Origin of the sequence: Cellulomonas sp. NTE-D12 (genome assembly GCF_027923705.1) — a bacterium.
In the GTDB taxonomy this organism is placed as follows: Bacteria; Actinomycetota; Actinomycetes; order Actinomycetales; family Cellulomonadaceae; genus Cellulomonas.
The window spans coordinates 471,079-483,008 of record NZ_AP026442.1 but is presented as its reverse complement, the minus strand read 5'-3'; the positions used below and the strand labels follow the sequence as shown (position 1 = coordinate 483,008).

The 11,930-nt window shown below is 73.8% G+C and carries 15 protein-coding genes and 3 tRNA genes; 8 read left to right on the top strand and 10 right to left on the bottom strand.

Annotated elements, in window-relative coordinates; translation table 11 throughout:
* Positions 1–25 precede the first annotated feature (25 nt).
* The 3 genes from QMF98_RS02220 to QMF98_RS02210 are packed head-to-tail and all read right to left on the bottom strand — an operon-like array spanning position 26 to position 2,270.
* A complete protein-coding gene (locus QMF98_RS02220; protein WP_337974451.1) occupies positions 26–934 on the bottom strand; it encodes an LLM class flavin-dependent oxidoreductase in 909 nt (302 codons plus the stop codon).
* A 9-nt stretch (positions 935–943) separates the two neighbouring features.
* Positions 944–1,885, bottom strand: coding sequence for a cation diffusion facilitator family transporter (locus QMF98_RS02215; protein ID WP_337974450.1), 942 nt, complete (start codon positions 1,883–1,885; stop codon positions 944–946).
* A gap of 43 nt (positions 1,886–1,928) precedes the next feature.
* Positions 1,929–2,270, bottom strand: a complete 342-nt coding sequence (locus QMF98_RS02210; protein ID WP_291761562.1) for a metallopeptidase family protein — start codon at positions 2,268–2,270, stop codon at positions 1,929–1,931.
* 128 nt (positions 2,271–2,398) lie between these two features.
* Between QMF98_RS02210 and QMF98_RS02205 the strand changes: the two genes are divergently transcribed.
* The 3 genes from QMF98_RS02205 (at position 2,399) to QMF98_RS02195 (ending at position 2,684) form a co-directional block, all read left to right on the top strand.
* Positions 2,399–2,471: transfer RNA gene (locus tag QMF98_RS02205), tRNA-Glu, on the top strand.
* A gap of 27 nt (positions 2,472–2,498) precedes the next feature.
* Positions 2,499–2,572: transfer RNA gene (locus tag QMF98_RS02200), tRNA-Asp, on the top strand.
* 39 nt (positions 2,573–2,611) lie between these two features.
* Positions 2,612–2,684, top strand: a tRNA-Phe gene (locus QMF98_RS02195).
* A gap of 97 nt (positions 2,685–2,781) precedes the next feature.
* Here QMF98_RS02195 and QMF98_RS02190 read toward each other — a convergent pair.
* Together QMF98_RS02190 and QMF98_RS02185 are read right to left on the bottom strand one after the other, a co-directional pair.
* Entirely contained in the window at positions 2,782–3,447 is a 666-nt protein-coding gene (locus QMF98_RS02190; RefSeq protein WP_337974449.1) for a response regulator transcription factor, read from the bottom strand.
* Positions 3,444–4,592 (bottom strand): sensor histidine kinase, encoded by a 1,149-nt coding sequence (locus tag QMF98_RS02185; protein WP_337974448.1) that lies wholly within the window; start codon positions 4,590–4,592, stop codon positions 3,444–3,446. The genes QMF98_RS02190 and QMF98_RS02185 overlap by 4 nt, the downstream gene beginning before the upstream one ends.
* A 166-nt stretch (positions 4,593–4,758) precedes the next feature.
* Between QMF98_RS02185 and QMF98_RS02180 the strand changes: the two genes are divergently transcribed.
* A complete protein-coding gene (locus QMF98_RS02180) occupies positions 4,759–5,199 on the top strand; it encodes a DUF6069 family protein (RefSeq protein WP_337974447.1) in 441 nt (146 codons plus the stop codon).
* Between the two features lie 28 nt (positions 5,200–5,227).
* On the opposite strand, the gene QMF98_RS02175 is transcribed toward QMF98_RS02180, so the two are convergent.
* Positions 5,228–5,953, bottom strand: a complete 726-nt coding sequence (locus QMF98_RS02175) for an FkbM family methyltransferase (protein ID WP_337974446.1) — start codon at positions 5,951–5,953, stop codon at positions 5,228–5,230.
* Positions 5,954–6,304: 351 nt separating this feature from the next.
* Between QMF98_RS02175 and QMF98_RS02170 the strand changes: the two genes are divergently transcribed.
* The 3 genes from QMF98_RS02170 to QMF98_RS02160 all read left to right on the top strand — a co-directional run bounded on the left by QMF98_RS02170 (position 6,305) and on the right by QMF98_RS02160 (position 7,563).
* Positions 6,305–6,766 carry a phage holin family protein gene (locus tag QMF98_RS02170; RefSeq protein WP_263731474.1) on the top strand — a complete coding sequence of 154 codons (462 nt, stop codon included), beginning with the start codon at positions 6,305–6,307 and terminating at the stop codon, positions 6,764–6,766.
* Between the two features lie 90 nt (positions 6,767–6,856).
* Positions 6,857–7,264, top strand: coding sequence for a phage holin family protein (locus QMF98_RS02165; RefSeq protein ID WP_337974445.1), 408 nt, complete (start codon positions 6,857–6,859; stop codon positions 7,262–7,264).
* On the top strand, positions 7,264–7,563 hold the full coding sequence (locus tag QMF98_RS02160) for a DUF3618 domain-containing protein (protein WP_337974444.1): 300 nt from the start codon (positions 7,264–7,266) through the stop codon (positions 7,561–7,563). The genes QMF98_RS02165 and QMF98_RS02160 overlap by 1 nt, the downstream gene beginning before the upstream one ends.
* Positions 7,564–7,682: 119 nt before the next feature.
* Here QMF98_RS02160 and QMF98_RS02155 read toward each other — a convergent pair whose 3' ends face one another.
* A complete protein-coding gene (locus QMF98_RS02155; RefSeq protein WP_263731471.1) occupies positions 7,683–7,889 on the bottom strand; it encodes a BldC family transcriptional regulator in 207 nt (68 codons plus the stop codon).
* A 498-nt stretch (positions 7,890–8,387) separates the two neighbouring features.
* On the opposite strand from QMF98_RS02155, the gene QMF98_RS02150 reads away from it, so the two are divergent.
* Positions 8,388–8,600, top strand: coding sequence for a DUF3073 domain-containing protein (locus QMF98_RS02150; protein WP_263731470.1), 213 nt, complete (start codon positions 8,388–8,390; stop codon positions 8,598–8,600).
* Between the two features lie 117 nt (positions 8,601–8,717).
* Here QMF98_RS02150 and purM read toward each other — a convergent pair whose 3' ends face one another.
* From purM to QMF98_RS02135, 3 genes are read right to left on the bottom strand one after another with little or no spacing between them, the layout of a single operon-like run.
* Positions 8,718–9,836, bottom strand: coding sequence for a phosphoribosylformylglycinamidine cyclo-ligase (gene purM, locus QMF98_RS02145; protein WP_337974443.1), 1,119 nt, complete (start codon positions 9,834–9,836; stop codon positions 8,718–8,720).
* Positions 9,833–11,380 (bottom strand): amidophosphoribosyltransferase, encoded by a 1,548-nt coding sequence (gene purF, locus QMF98_RS02140; RefSeq protein ID WP_337974442.1) that lies wholly within the window; start codon positions 11,378–11,380, stop codon positions 9,833–9,835. The genes purM and purF overlap by 4 nt, the downstream gene beginning before the upstream one ends.
* Positions 11,381–11,418: 38 nt before the next feature.
* Positions 11,419–11,913 (bottom strand): histidine kinase, encoded by a 495-nt coding sequence (locus QMF98_RS02135; RefSeq protein WP_337974441.1) that lies wholly within the window; start codon positions 11,911–11,913, stop codon positions 11,419–11,421.
* Positions 11,914–11,930 lie beyond the last annotated feature (17 nt).

Sequence of the window (11,930 nt, the reverse complement as noted above, 5' to 3'; positions counted from 1 at the left end):
CCGCCCCCAGGCACCGGAGCGGTCCTCAGCGACGCGGCGTGGTCTCCACCCGCTGCAGCTCGGGCAGCCGCTCGGCGAACGCTCGGTACGTGTCCAGCGAGCCCGCGTAGATGCCGTCGGCCCGCGGCCGGTGCAGCACCACGTCGGTGAACCCGAGCTCGGCCGCCCGGTGCACGCCCTCGACGGCGGTCTCCACGGACTCCAGCGAGAACTCCGGCGCACCGTCGATGCTCAGGTAGCGACGCGCCGGCTCGTGCCGTCCTGCGCCCGCCTCGATCTCGTCGTACGCCGCCACGAGCTCCGCCAGACCGGCCCACCACTGGTCCTGGGCTGCCGCGGTGCGCTCGTCCGGAGGCACCGGGCCGTACGTCGTCCACCCCTGCCCGAACCGCGCCGCGAGCGCCATGGTGCGCGGACCGTTGGCCGCCACCACGAACGGCGGCCGCGGCCGGGCGATGGTCCCCGGCACCATCCGGGCGTCGTTCGCGGTGTACCAGCGCCCCGCATGATCGGTCACCGGGTGCGTCAGCAGCTGGTCCAGCAGCTCGACGAACTCCTCGAACCGCGACGTCCGCTCGCCCCTGGTCGGCGCCGGCCCGAGCACGCGCGCGTCGAACCCCTCACCGCCCGCCCCGAGGCCGAGCAGCAGCCGGCCGCCCGTCACGTCGTCGAGGCCCATCACGTCCTTGGCGAACGGCACGGGGTGCCGGAAGTTCGGCGACGCGACCCAGGTGCCCAGCGCGATGCGGCTGGTCACGGCACCGGCGGCGGCCAGCAGCGGCACGGTGGCGAACCACGGCTGGTCGGCCAGCGACCGCCACGCCAGGTGGTCGTACGTCCACGCGTGGTCGAAGCCGAGCTGCTCCGCCTCGAGCCAGTGCTGCCGGGAGACCGACCACCTCTCCTGCGGCAGGATCACCACTCCGATGCGCATGCCGGGAGCCTAGGCGTGGGTCACGGGCTCCGACGGTCCACCGGACGCCGGCTCCAGCTGGAACGTGCAGTGCTCCACGTCGAAGTGCCCGGTGAGGCAGCCGCGCAGCTGGTCGAGCACACGACCGGTGCCACCCGCGGCAAGGACGTCGTCGTCCACCACGACGTGCGCCGAGAGCACCGGCACCCCGGACGTGATGGTCCAGGCGTGCAGGTCGTGCACGCCGCGCACGCCGGGCAGCCCGCCGATGTGGGTCCGCACCGTCTCCAGGTCCACACCCTCCGGGGTGGCCTCGAGCAGCACGTCGGCGACCTGCCGGAGCAGCACCGCAGCGCGCGGCAGGATCAGCAGGCCGATGAGCACCGACGCCGCGCCGTCCGCACGGGTCCAGCCGGTGCCGAGCACGACGAGCGCAGCGACCACCGCTGCGGCGGAGCCCAGCAGGTCCCCGAGCACCTCGAGGTAGGCCGCCCGCACGTTGAGCGACCGCCGCTGCCCCTGGTGCAGCAGGGCGAGCCCCACGCCGTTGGCGACGAGCCCGACGGCGGCGACGGCCAGCATCAGCCCGGCCCGGACCGGTCCCGGGTGCACCAGCCGCTGGACGCCCTCGACCAGCACCACCACGCCGACGACGGCGACGAGCATGCCGTTGACCAGGGCGGCCAGCACCTCGGCCCGCTGCCAGCCGTAGGTCCGCGCGGCCGTCGCCGGTCGCGCGGCCAGCCCGGTGGCGACCAGCGCGAGGGCCAGCCCGCCGGCGTCGGTCAGCATGTGACCCGCATCGGCGACCAGCGCGAACGACCCGGAGACAGCCCCGCCGACCACCTCGGCGACCATGACGGCCAGGGTGACGACGAGCACCGCGAGCAGCCGCCCCCGCTGCGCACCTGCAGCCGTGGCGCCGTGCGGATGACCGTGCCCGCCGTGCCCGTGTCCCTCGGCCGCCGTCATCGACCGCTCCCCTGCCTCCGCGGCCCGGCCGCCACGCGCCGCCTTAGTCCCACCCCAGCTCCTCCAGCCGCTCGTCGTCGATGCCGAAGTGGTGCGCCACCTCGTGCACCACGGTGACCGCCACCTCCTCGACCACCTCGGCACGGTCGTGGCACACGGCCAGCGTCGGGTTGCGGAACACGGTGATGCGGTCCGGCAGCGAGCCGAACCACGCATCGGTCCGCTCGGTGAGCGGCGTGCCCTCGTACAGGCCGAGCAGCGCCGGCTCGTCCTCCGGACCGTCGTCCTCCACCAGCACGACGACGTTGTCCATCAGCTCGCCCAGCTCCGGCGGGATGCTGTCGAGGGCGTCGCGGACCGCGTCCTCGAAGTCCTCCCGGCTCATCTCGACCACGGACCCATCCTCCCGTCCCGCGCCGACGTGTCGCGCCCCACAGGATCCCGCTTTGGTGGTTCGGCGCCTGACCCGTATGATCGTCACCGGTCTTCCGACGCCTCGACGTTGGGGCGTGAGCCCCCATCGTCTAGCGGCCTAGGACCCCGCCCTTTCACGGCGGTAGCACGGGTTCGAATCCCGTTGGGGGTACGGAGCAGTGCAAAGGCCTTACACCAAGGCCCCGTAGCGCAGTTGGTTAGCGCGCCGCCCTGTCACGGCGGAGGTCGCGGGTTCAAGTCCCGTCGGGGTCGCTCGAGGCGCCGGTCTTCGGACCGGCGTCGTCGTATCGAGGCTCTGTAGCTCAGTTGGTAGAGCGCACGACTGAAAATCGTGAGGTCACCGGATCGACGCCGGTCGGAGCCACTGCCGAGAACCCCCTGGTGACCAGGGGGTTCTTCTGTTTCCCCGACCGCGTCACTCCCTGTGCGTCATGCCCCGCGCCGCGCCGGTTCGCGACGTCTCACTCCGGGCCGTCGTCGAGCCCCGCGTCGTGCACCAGCAGCGCGATCTGGGTCCGGTTGTCGAGCCCGAGCTTGAGCAGGATCGCCGACACGTGGGCCTTGACGGTCGGCACGGACAGGTACAGCCGGCGCCCGACGTCGGCGTTCGACGCCCCTGCGCCGATCGCCAGCACCACGTCCCGCTCGCGCGCGGTCAGCGCGGCCAGCAGCGCCCGGGCGTCCGCGCGGACGGATCCCGTGCGGGCCGTGGTGTCCATCAGCCGACGGGCGACGGTCGGGGACAGCACCGGCTCCCCGGCGGCGGCCGCGTGGACGGCGGCGACGAGGCGACGTGGCGGCGTGTCCTTGAGCAGGTAGCCGCTCGCGCCCGCCGCCATCGCACCGTCGATCTCCGCGCCGGTGTCGAACGTCGTGAGCACCACGACCGCCGGTGGATCGTGCCGCGCCCGCACCGCCCGGGTGGCCCCGACACCGTCGACCCCCGGCATGCGCAGGTCCATGAGGACGACGTCGACCGGGTGGGCGTCGAGCGCCGCCGGGACGCCGGCGCCGTCCGCGACCTCACCTACGACGACGATGCCGTCCGCACCGTCGAGCATCAGCGTGAGACTGGACCGCACGAGCGGGTCGTCGTCCACCACGAGCACCCGGACCGGCGCGGTCATCGGACCACCGGGATCTCGACGTCGAGCACGAACCCGGCCGCCGCGGGACGGGCCTCCACGCGTCCCCCGAGGAGCCCGACCCGTTCGCGCAGACCCACGAGGCCCGTGCCCGTCCCCTCGATCGGGACGTCCGCGCGGCCGCGGGGACCGTCGTCCTGCACCCGCACGTGCACCGCGTCGTGCGATCGCGCGACCTCCACCCGCACCGCGCTCCCGGGCGCGTGCCGGCGGGCGTTCGTCAGCCCCTCCTGACAGGTGCGGAAGACGGCGAGGCCGACGGCGGCCGGCAGGTCGAGGTCGTCGGGCACCTGCAGGTCGACGTGCGCCCCGGCTGCCCGCTGCTGCTCGACGAGCGCGGCGAGGTCGGCCAGCCCCGGCAGCGGGTGCAGCTCGTCGGGGCCGGACCGCAGCAGGCCGACGACCGTGCGCAGGTCGTCGAGCGCCGCACCGGCCTGCTGCCGCACCACGCCCGCCGCGGCGGCGACCCGCTGCGGCGGCAGGTCCGGGCGGTACTCGAGGGCGCCGGCCGTGGTCGCCAGCAGCGACAACCGGTGCGCCAGGGAGTCGTGCATCTCCCGGGCGATCCGGGTCCGCTCGGCGAGCCGTGCCTCGTCGACCCGCCTGGCCTGCTCGCGCTCGGCGCGAACCGCACGCTCGCGCCACACGTCCAGCAGCGACGCCCTGGCGCGCAGGTACGCACCCCACCCGAGGAGGGCGGCGTGCACGGCGACGTCGCACAGCATCCACCAGCCCCACGGCAGGCCCGTCGGCCGCCACAGCACGAGGACCGCGTGCCCGGCGGTGCTGGCGGCCGCCACCCGCCACGACAGGCGCACGGGATGCAGCCGTGCCGCCACGAACGTCCCCGCGGTGGCGGCCGGGGTTGCCGCCGGGCTCAGCGCCGCGAGCACCCCCAGCAGCACACCCGCCAGGGTCGGCCGGCGCAGCAGCAGCGGGACGGTGGCGAGCGCGGCGACGCCGACGGCGACGTCGAGGACCAGCGGTGCCGGTGGGACCCCACCGGACGCGTGCGGCCACGCGGCCAGCACGGTCAGCACTGCGAGCCCGACGAGCGCCGGCACGAGGGAGCCGCGATGAGCCCGCAGCACCCCCTCAGGCGGGCATTCGACGAGGTCGGAGGTCATGCGCCGAGCCTAGGAACGGGCACCACCACGGTCGACCTACCTCGGTAGGGGGTGCCCGGTCCCTCGGTCGGCCCGCAGCTCGACCATCGCACGATCCGCCGTCGACCGCCGTGCACCAGCGTCGGACGTGTCCCACCCCGGGACCCCGTCCGAAGGAGACCGCACCATGCACCCGTCCCGCCCGTTCCCCGTCTGGTCCGTCGCCGTCGCGGCCGCGCTCGCCGCGTCGGCCGTCTGGGTGCTCGCCGTCCCGCTCGGTGGCGTCCGTCTCGTGGCGGGCGAGCCGCCGGCGACCGTCAACCTGCCGTCCGTGGTCGTGGTCACGGTGCTCGCCACGGTCGCGGCGTGGGGTGTGCGGACCGTGCTGCTGCGCGTCGTCCAGCCCGCGCGCAGGGTGGGGTTGTGGCGCGTGATCTGCCTGGTGACGTTCGGCGTCTCGCTGCTCGGACCTCTCGGGGCCGCGTCCCTGCCGGCACTGGGCGCGCTGCTCGCCATGCACGTCTCGGTGGGGGCGGCGGTCCTCGTCGGCCTCGATCCGCGGCGCGCTGCTCGCCGTCCGGTCGCCGTCGGGAGTGCGCCGTCCGAGCGCAGCCGTCCGAGCAGGTGAGTCTGGCCGGCGACGAGCACCGAGGGCCTCAGGGTCGAGGTCCGTCGTCGGGCGTCACGCCGGCCCGGAACAGGACGTTGCGGCCGACGATGCCCGGCCGCCAGGCGCCGTCCGCCCAGTGCGACGGGGTGTAGCCGAACGTCTCGAGCCGCCCGACGACGCTGCGCGCCGACGTGTCGAACCGCACCAGGTGGCGGTCCTCGAGCTCGAGCAGCAGGTGCGGCCGGAAGGTGCGGAGCGTCGTGCTGCCGCCGGCGAGCAGCCGCTCCTCGGCGCCTTCGACGTCTGCCTTGACCAGGTCGAGTCGTGCCAGCGCGAGGCGTGCCGCGACGGCGTCGAGGGTGTCGACCTCCACGGGCAGGCTGCGGTGCCGGCTGAACTCGGCGTTGGAGCCGAGCCCGTGCGTGCCGTCGGACAGGAACGCGCGGCCGTGGACCCGCATCCCGCGTCGGCTCGGCAGCGACAGGTGCCCACGTCCCGGTTCGGCACCGAGGGCGAGCTGGTGGACCGTGACGTGGGACGCACCGACCAGGCGCTTGGCCAGTCTGAGCACCCGGGTCAGGTCGGGTTGGGGCTCGATGGCGTGCACGGCACCCGCGGGGCCGACGAGGTGCGCGAGGGTCCAGGTGTACAGCCCGAACTCCGCGCCGACGTCCACGCAGACGGCTCCGGGGCCGACCAGCTGGGCCAGGCCGAGCACCTCGTCCTCCACGAACGGCGCCCGGCGGGCGCCGGCACCGAGCGCGGCCGCCACGGCGGCGAGCCGTCTCGGCCTACCAGGCGCCCGGCTGCCATCCGGCGGCTCAGGCTCGGCACCGGGTGCAGTGGAGGTGGCGCCCGCGGGCTGGTCGGGGGCAGGGCTCGGGGTCGGCATGGCTCGATCCTGCGAGCCGTGCGGTGGCGCGGGCATCAGGCACCGACCCTGAACGGACCCTGGTTGCGCCCGGGAAACCCCTGAGCGGAGGGCACCCATAGCCCCGGTGCACGTCCGTGCACCACGTCACCCCTCGTCAGCGCCGTGTCGGGGCCGATCGTCCCGGTGACAGGGTGACCGTCCTCCTAAGCTGGACCAAGCCATCGCCGCCTATCCACCGAGGACGTCATCGTGACCTCCGCCCCGCAGCCCGAGCACCACGGCCTGTTCGACCGCCTCGCCCACCGGCTCGCCGGCCGGACCACCGAGCCGATCGCCGACCGGGCGAAGGAGCGGATCGGTCGGATGGAGGACCGGGTCCGCTCGTCCGTGATGGCGGAGCTCGACGCGGTGAGCCGGTCCGTGCGAGCCCGCGCCGTGCAGGTGCGACCGTCCGCGATCGCCTTCGCCGTGGCGGCCGTCCTGACGGTCCTCGCACTGGCACTCATGGTCGGCGCAGCGGTGGTCGGCCTGGCCCACGTGCTGCCGCTGTGGCTGGCGCTGCTGATCGTCGGCGTCGCCCTGCTCCTGCTCGCGGCCGGCGCCGCCGCCTGGGGTCGCAACCACCTGCCTCCGGGGCCCGTGCTGGGAGTCCCGCCGGCGCCCATGCCGACGCACCCGGCTGAGGAGCTGGTGCACCCCTGGGCGGACTGACACCCCCGTCCGGACGCCGAAGGACTCGCGTGCTGGGCCGCTGACCAGCAGACTGAGGTCGCAGGACGCGGACGGACGAAGGGTCGGGCCATGGTCACGCAGACGTCGGTACCGGGCGACACGAGGTCGCTCGGTCAGCTGGTGAGCGACCTGTCGGAGCAGGCCGGTCGCCTGGTCCGCGCGGAGATCGACCTGGCGAAGGCCGAGCTCGCCGAGAAGGCGAAGCAGGCGGGCATCGGCGGCGGGCTGCTGATCGCCGCGGGGTTCCTGGCGTTCTACGGCGTCGGCGCCGCGATCGCCACGGCGATCATCGGCCTGTCGAACGCCGTGGCGCCGTGGCTCGCGGCCCTGATCATCACCGTGGCGATCTTCCTGGTGGTCGGCCTGCTGGCCCTGGTCGGCGTCCGGCGCCTGAAGCGTGGGATGCCGCCGACGCCGGAGCACGCGATGGAGAACGTCCAGCAGGACGTGGCAGCCGTCAAGGAGGGCCTGCACTGATGAGCGACTCGAGCGCAACACCGAAGCTGGGCACGTCCGAGCGCATGAAGGCGCTGGAAGCGGAGCTCGAGCTCACGCGCGGGGAGCTCGCGGCGACGGTGGACGAGCTGGCCGACCGGCTGAACCCCAAGACGCAGGCTGAGCGAGCCGTCGCGGAGGGCAAGCGGCTGGTGGCCGACGCGACGGATCCCTCGGCCGCACCCGAGGCGCGCAAGCGGGCGCGGGTGGTGCTGGGGCTCGCCGGTGCGGTGGCGGTGCTGCTGGTGACCGGCGTGGTGCGGCGGATCGCTCGGCACTGAGTCCGCCTCGTGCCGGTGGCGGTGCGGTCGGCACGACCTGCTCCTGCCGGCTCTGGCCGGAGCGGCGGTGGCGCGCAGCTCGATGGACGCCGGACCTCGTCCGGCGTCCCGTACAGCTCTCAGTCGACCTGGCGCTGCTGCGGCAGGCCGTCGAGCAGGCCCCGCACCTCGGACTCGCGGTAGCGGCGGTGGCCGCCCAGGGTCCGGATGGACGAGAGCTTGCCGGCCTTCGCCCACCGCGTCACGGTCTTGGGGTCGACCCGAAACAGGCTCGCGACCTCCGATGGCGTGAGCAGTGTCTCGGGGTCGACGTGGTTGGACGACATCCTGGACGTACCTCCTGACGGACCTGGGACTGAGCCTGCAGGTCGCTCCCCCTCTTGCCTCACACGTCCAGCATGGACGTATGCCTCAGATGCCGCACTTCGTACGGGGCCACTTTGCCACCCATATGGGTGACACAGCTGTGACATCAGTCACCGCTGGGCTGACCGGCGCACGGAAGTCCTCGTCAGAGTGCCAGAGAGGGACGAACTACCCGACTCGCCGCCAACGGTACATCCGGCGATCGGCCGCCTATACCGCACCATGCCGGACTTGTGGCGCAGTTCACCACAAGTCGCGTGCGACCTTCGTCACACTCGGGGACGGAGGTCCTGGCCGCCTGCGGCTCCGGTCCGGCTCCGGTCCAGGGCGCCGGGGCTCGGTGGTCGGAATGCTCACGGACCATGTAGCGTTGCCCTGCGAACAGACGAAACAGCACCCCGGGGCCGCACGTGTGAGCACGGAGCCGCCCCGCTTCCACGTTAGAGGGGGTCGATGCCATGGGGCGCGGCCGTCAGAAGGCTAAGCAGACGAAGGTGGCCCGGGAGCTGAAGTACTTCAGCCCGGACACCAACTACAGGGCTCTCGAGCAGGAGCTCTCGTCGCGTGGCCACAACGATCTCGTCACCGAGACCCGTCCCCCGGTGAGCGAGGAGACCAACCCTTCGTGGAAGAGCTGGTCCTCGGACGACGAGGACGACGACGACCGCTGAACGGTCGTCGTTCGGTGTCCGGCCCGCACCGCCTGAGCGGCGGGCGAGCTGCCGGTACCGCTCTCCGCTGGCGAGGCGACCCTGGGGTCAGGCCGTGACCCGCCGGCGACGCGTCCCTCAGACGCGGTAGCTGCCCGACATCAGGACGGCTCCGCCCTGCACGCCCTTGGTGCCGCTGACCAGGTCCGGCGTCCCGGGCACGTCGCGCTCCGCGTCGAACGGCCGGATGCTGCCCAGCTCCCACGCGGGCAGCCCGAGCTCGCCCGCGTGGGACAGCACACCGGCGGCGGCGTCCGGCGCGACGACGGCGACCATGCCGACCCCCAGGTTCAGGGTCGACTCGAGGTCGTTCCACGGCACCTCGCCGAGGCGCTGCACCAGGGAGAACACCGGCGGCAGCTGCCAGCCGGCGCGGGACACCTCTGCCACGGAGCTGGTCGGCAGCACCCGGGCCAGGTTGGCGGCGAGCCCTCCGCCGGTGACGTGGCTGAACGCGTGCATCCCGCCCGCGGCGCGCTCCGTCAGCGCGAGGCAGTCGGCGGCGTAGACGCGGGTGGGTTCGAGCAGCTCCTCGCCGATCGTGCGGCCGAGCTCGTCGACGTACCGGTCGAACCGCCAGCCGGACACCTCGATGACCCGGCGCACCAGCGAGTACCCGTTGGAGTGCAGCCCGCTGGACCCGAGGGCGATCAGCACGTCTCCGGACTCGACCCGGTGCGGACCCAGCAGGCCGTCCGCCTCGACCACACCGGTCGCGGCGCCGGCCACGTCGTACTCGTCGGGCGCGAGCAGCCCCGGGTGCTCGGCCGTCTCACCACCGACCAGTGCCGTGCCGGCCACCTGGCAGGCGGCCGCGATGCCGCGGACGATCTGGGCGATCCGCTCCGGGACCACCTTGCCGCAGGCGATGTAGTCGGTCATGAACAGGGGCTTCGCACCGACCACGGCGATGTCGTCGACCACCATGCCGACCAGGTCGAAGCCGATGGTGTCGTGCCGGTCGAGAGCCTGGGCGACGGCCACCTTGGTACCGACGCCGTCGGTCGACGTGGCCAGCAGGGGCCGGCGGTAGCCGAGCAGCGCCGACGCGTCGAACAGGCCGGCGAAGCCACCGACCCCACCGACCACCTCGGCACCCTGCGTTGCGCGCACCGCCTCGCGCATCAGCTCGACGGCCTTGTCGCCGGCGTGCACGTCGACGCCGGCCTCCGCGTAGGTGACCTTGTGCCCGGTCACGGGTGCTCCAGCGCACCGGCCGCGCCGGCGCTGGGGATGAGGGTGACCAGCCCGTCCTCGGGCGAGCCGAGGGGCAGCTGCTGCTGGTCGACCAGGTTCTTGGCCAGCCGGTCGTCCGGCGGCAGCGGGATCGGGTACTTCCCGGTGAAGCAGGCGGTGCACAGCTGGCCGACCGGCTGCTCGGTCGCCTCGACGAGACCCTCGATGGAGATGTAGCCGAGCGAGTCGGCGCCCAGCGACGCGGCGATCTCGTCGACGGCCAGCCCGTTGGCGATCAGCTCGGCGCGGGAGGCGAAGTCGATGCCGTAGAAGCACGGCCACTTCACCGGTGGGGAGCTGATCCGCACGTGCACCTCGGCGGCACCGGCCTCCCGGAGCATGCGGATCAGGGCGCGCTGGGTGTTGCCGCGGACGATCGAGTCGTCGACGACGACCAGCCGCTTGCCGCGGATCACCTCGCGCAGCGGGTTGAGCTTGAGTCGGATGCCGAGCTGGCGCAGCGTCTGCGACGGCTGGATGAACGTGCGGCCGACGTAGGCGTTCTTGGTCAGCCCCTGACCGAACGGGATGCCGGACTGCTGCGCGTAGCCGACCGCGGCAGGAGTGCCGGACTCCGGGACCGGGATCACCAGGTCGGCCTCGACCGGGTGCTCGATGGCGAGCTGCCGGCCCATGTCCACGCGCGACGCGTGCACCGACCGGCCCGCGATCGTCGTGTCCGGACGGGCGAGGTACACGTACTCGAAGATGCAGCCGGCACGGTCCGGCGTCGCGAGCCGGCTGCTGCGCAGCCCGTCGGCGTCGATCGCCAGGAACTCGCCGGGCTCGACCTCCCGGACGTAGGACGCACCGACGATGTCGAGCGCCGGCGTCTCGGAGGCGACCACCCAGCCGCGCTCGAGGCGGCCGAGCACCAGCGGCCGGACACCCTGCGGGTCACGGGCGGCGTAGAGGGTGGTCTCGTCCATGAAGACGAGGCTGAACGCGCCTCGCAGGCGGGGCAGCACCTCGAGCGCCGTCGCCTCGAGGGTGTGGTCCGGGTCGCCGGCCAGCAGGGCCGTGACCAGGGCGGTGTCGGTGGTGTTGCCGCGGGCGAGCTCCCCACGGCGCTTGCTGCCGTACCGCTCGGCGACCAGCTCGATCAGCTCGGCGGTGTTGGTCAGGTTGCCGTTGTGGCCCAGGGCGACGGTGCCGCCGGCGGTGGCGCCGAGCGTGGGCTGCGCGTTCTCCCAGGTGGAGGCGCCCGTGGTCGAGTAGCGGGTGTGGCCGATGGCGATGTGCCCGGTCAGCGCGTTGAGCGCCGTCTCGTCGAACACCTGGGACACCAGGCCCATGTCCTTGTAGACCAGCAGGTGCCGGCCGTCGCTGGTCGCGATGCCCGCCGACTCCTGGCCGCGGTGCTGCAACGCGTACAGGCCGAAGTAGGTGAGCTTGGCGACCTCCTCGCCGGGAGCCCAGACACCGAAGACCCCGCAGGCGTCCTGCGGGCCCTTCTCGTTCGGCAGCAGGTCGTGGGACAAGCGTCCGTCCGCGCGGGGGGCCACGCGACCATGGTCGCACAGGGGCGACGGCGGATCCGACCTCAGCGGTGCAGCGACCGCCGGTCGGCCCACAGGGCGAGACCGGCACCGATGCCCAGGCCGAGCACGGCACCGGACAGCGCCGAGAGCAGGCGGACGCCGTTGGAGCCGCCGAGGAACGGCAGCACACCGCCGGTGCTGCTGACGGAGCCGTCGGCCAGCAGCACGGCGACGATCAGGCCGACGACGAGGCCGACCAGGGTGCCGGTGGTGAGGAAGGCGCTGTAGCGGGGTGCGTGGCGGACGGTGGCCGGCACGGCGGTGCGGAGCAGCTCGTCCTCCGTGGGGACGGCGGCGTCGGCGGGGGGCGCAGCGGTGTCGGCGGGCGCAGCGGTGTCGGCAGGCGCCGCGGCGTCGGCTGTCAGGGTGGAGTCGGCGGGCGCAGCGGTGTCGGCGGGCGCAGCGGTGTCGGCGGGCGCAGCGCCGTCGGCGGGCGTCGCGGCGGTGTCCGGCACGGCCGTGTCGTCGGGCTCGGGGGTCGGCTGGGGATCCGGCACGCGGCGATCCTAGGCGG

Excerpts from the sequence above, each read along its gene's own strand:
- QMF98_RS02180 (WP_337974447.1), top strand. The coding sequence starts at position 4,759 with ATGCACCCGTCCCGCCCGTTCCCCGTCTGGTCCGTCGCCGTCGCGGCC.
- QMF98_RS02190 (WP_337974449.1), bottom strand. The coding sequence starts at position 3,447 with ATGACCGCGCCGGTCCGGGTGCTCGTGGTGGACGACGACCCGCTCGTG.
- QMF98_RS02150 (WP_263731470.1), top strand. The coding sequence starts at position 8,388 with ATGGGGCGCGGCCGTCAGAAGGCTAAGCAGACGAAGGTGGCCCGGGAG.
- QMF98_RS02220 (WP_337974451.1), bottom strand. The coding sequence starts at position 934 with ATGCGCATCGGAGTGGTGATCCTGCCGCAGGAGAGGTGGTCGGTCTCC.
- QMF98_RS02185 (WP_337974448.1), bottom strand. The coding sequence starts at position 4,592 with ATGACCTCCGACCTCGTCGAATGCCCGCCTGAGGGGGTGCTGCGGGCT.
- QMF98_RS02165 (WP_337974445.1), top strand. The coding sequence starts at position 6,857 with ATGGTCACGCAGACGTCGGTACCGGGCGACACGAGGTCGCTCGGTCAG.
- QMF98_RS02155 (WP_263731471.1), bottom strand. The coding sequence starts at position 7,889 with ATGTCGTCCAACCACGTCGACCCCGAGACACTGCTCACGCCATCGGAG.
- QMF98_RS02210 (WP_291761562.1), bottom strand. The coding sequence starts at position 2,270 with ATGAGCCGGGAGGACTTCGAGGACGCGGTCCGCGACGCCCTCGACAGC.
- QMF98_RS02160 (WP_337974444.1), top strand. The coding sequence starts at position 7,264 with ATGAGCGACTCGAGCGCAACACCGAAGCTGGGCACGTCCGAGCGCATG.
- QMF98_RS02215 (WP_337974450.1), bottom strand. The coding sequence starts at position 1,885 with ATGACGGCGGCCGAGGGACACGGGCACGGCGGGCACGGTCATCCGCAC.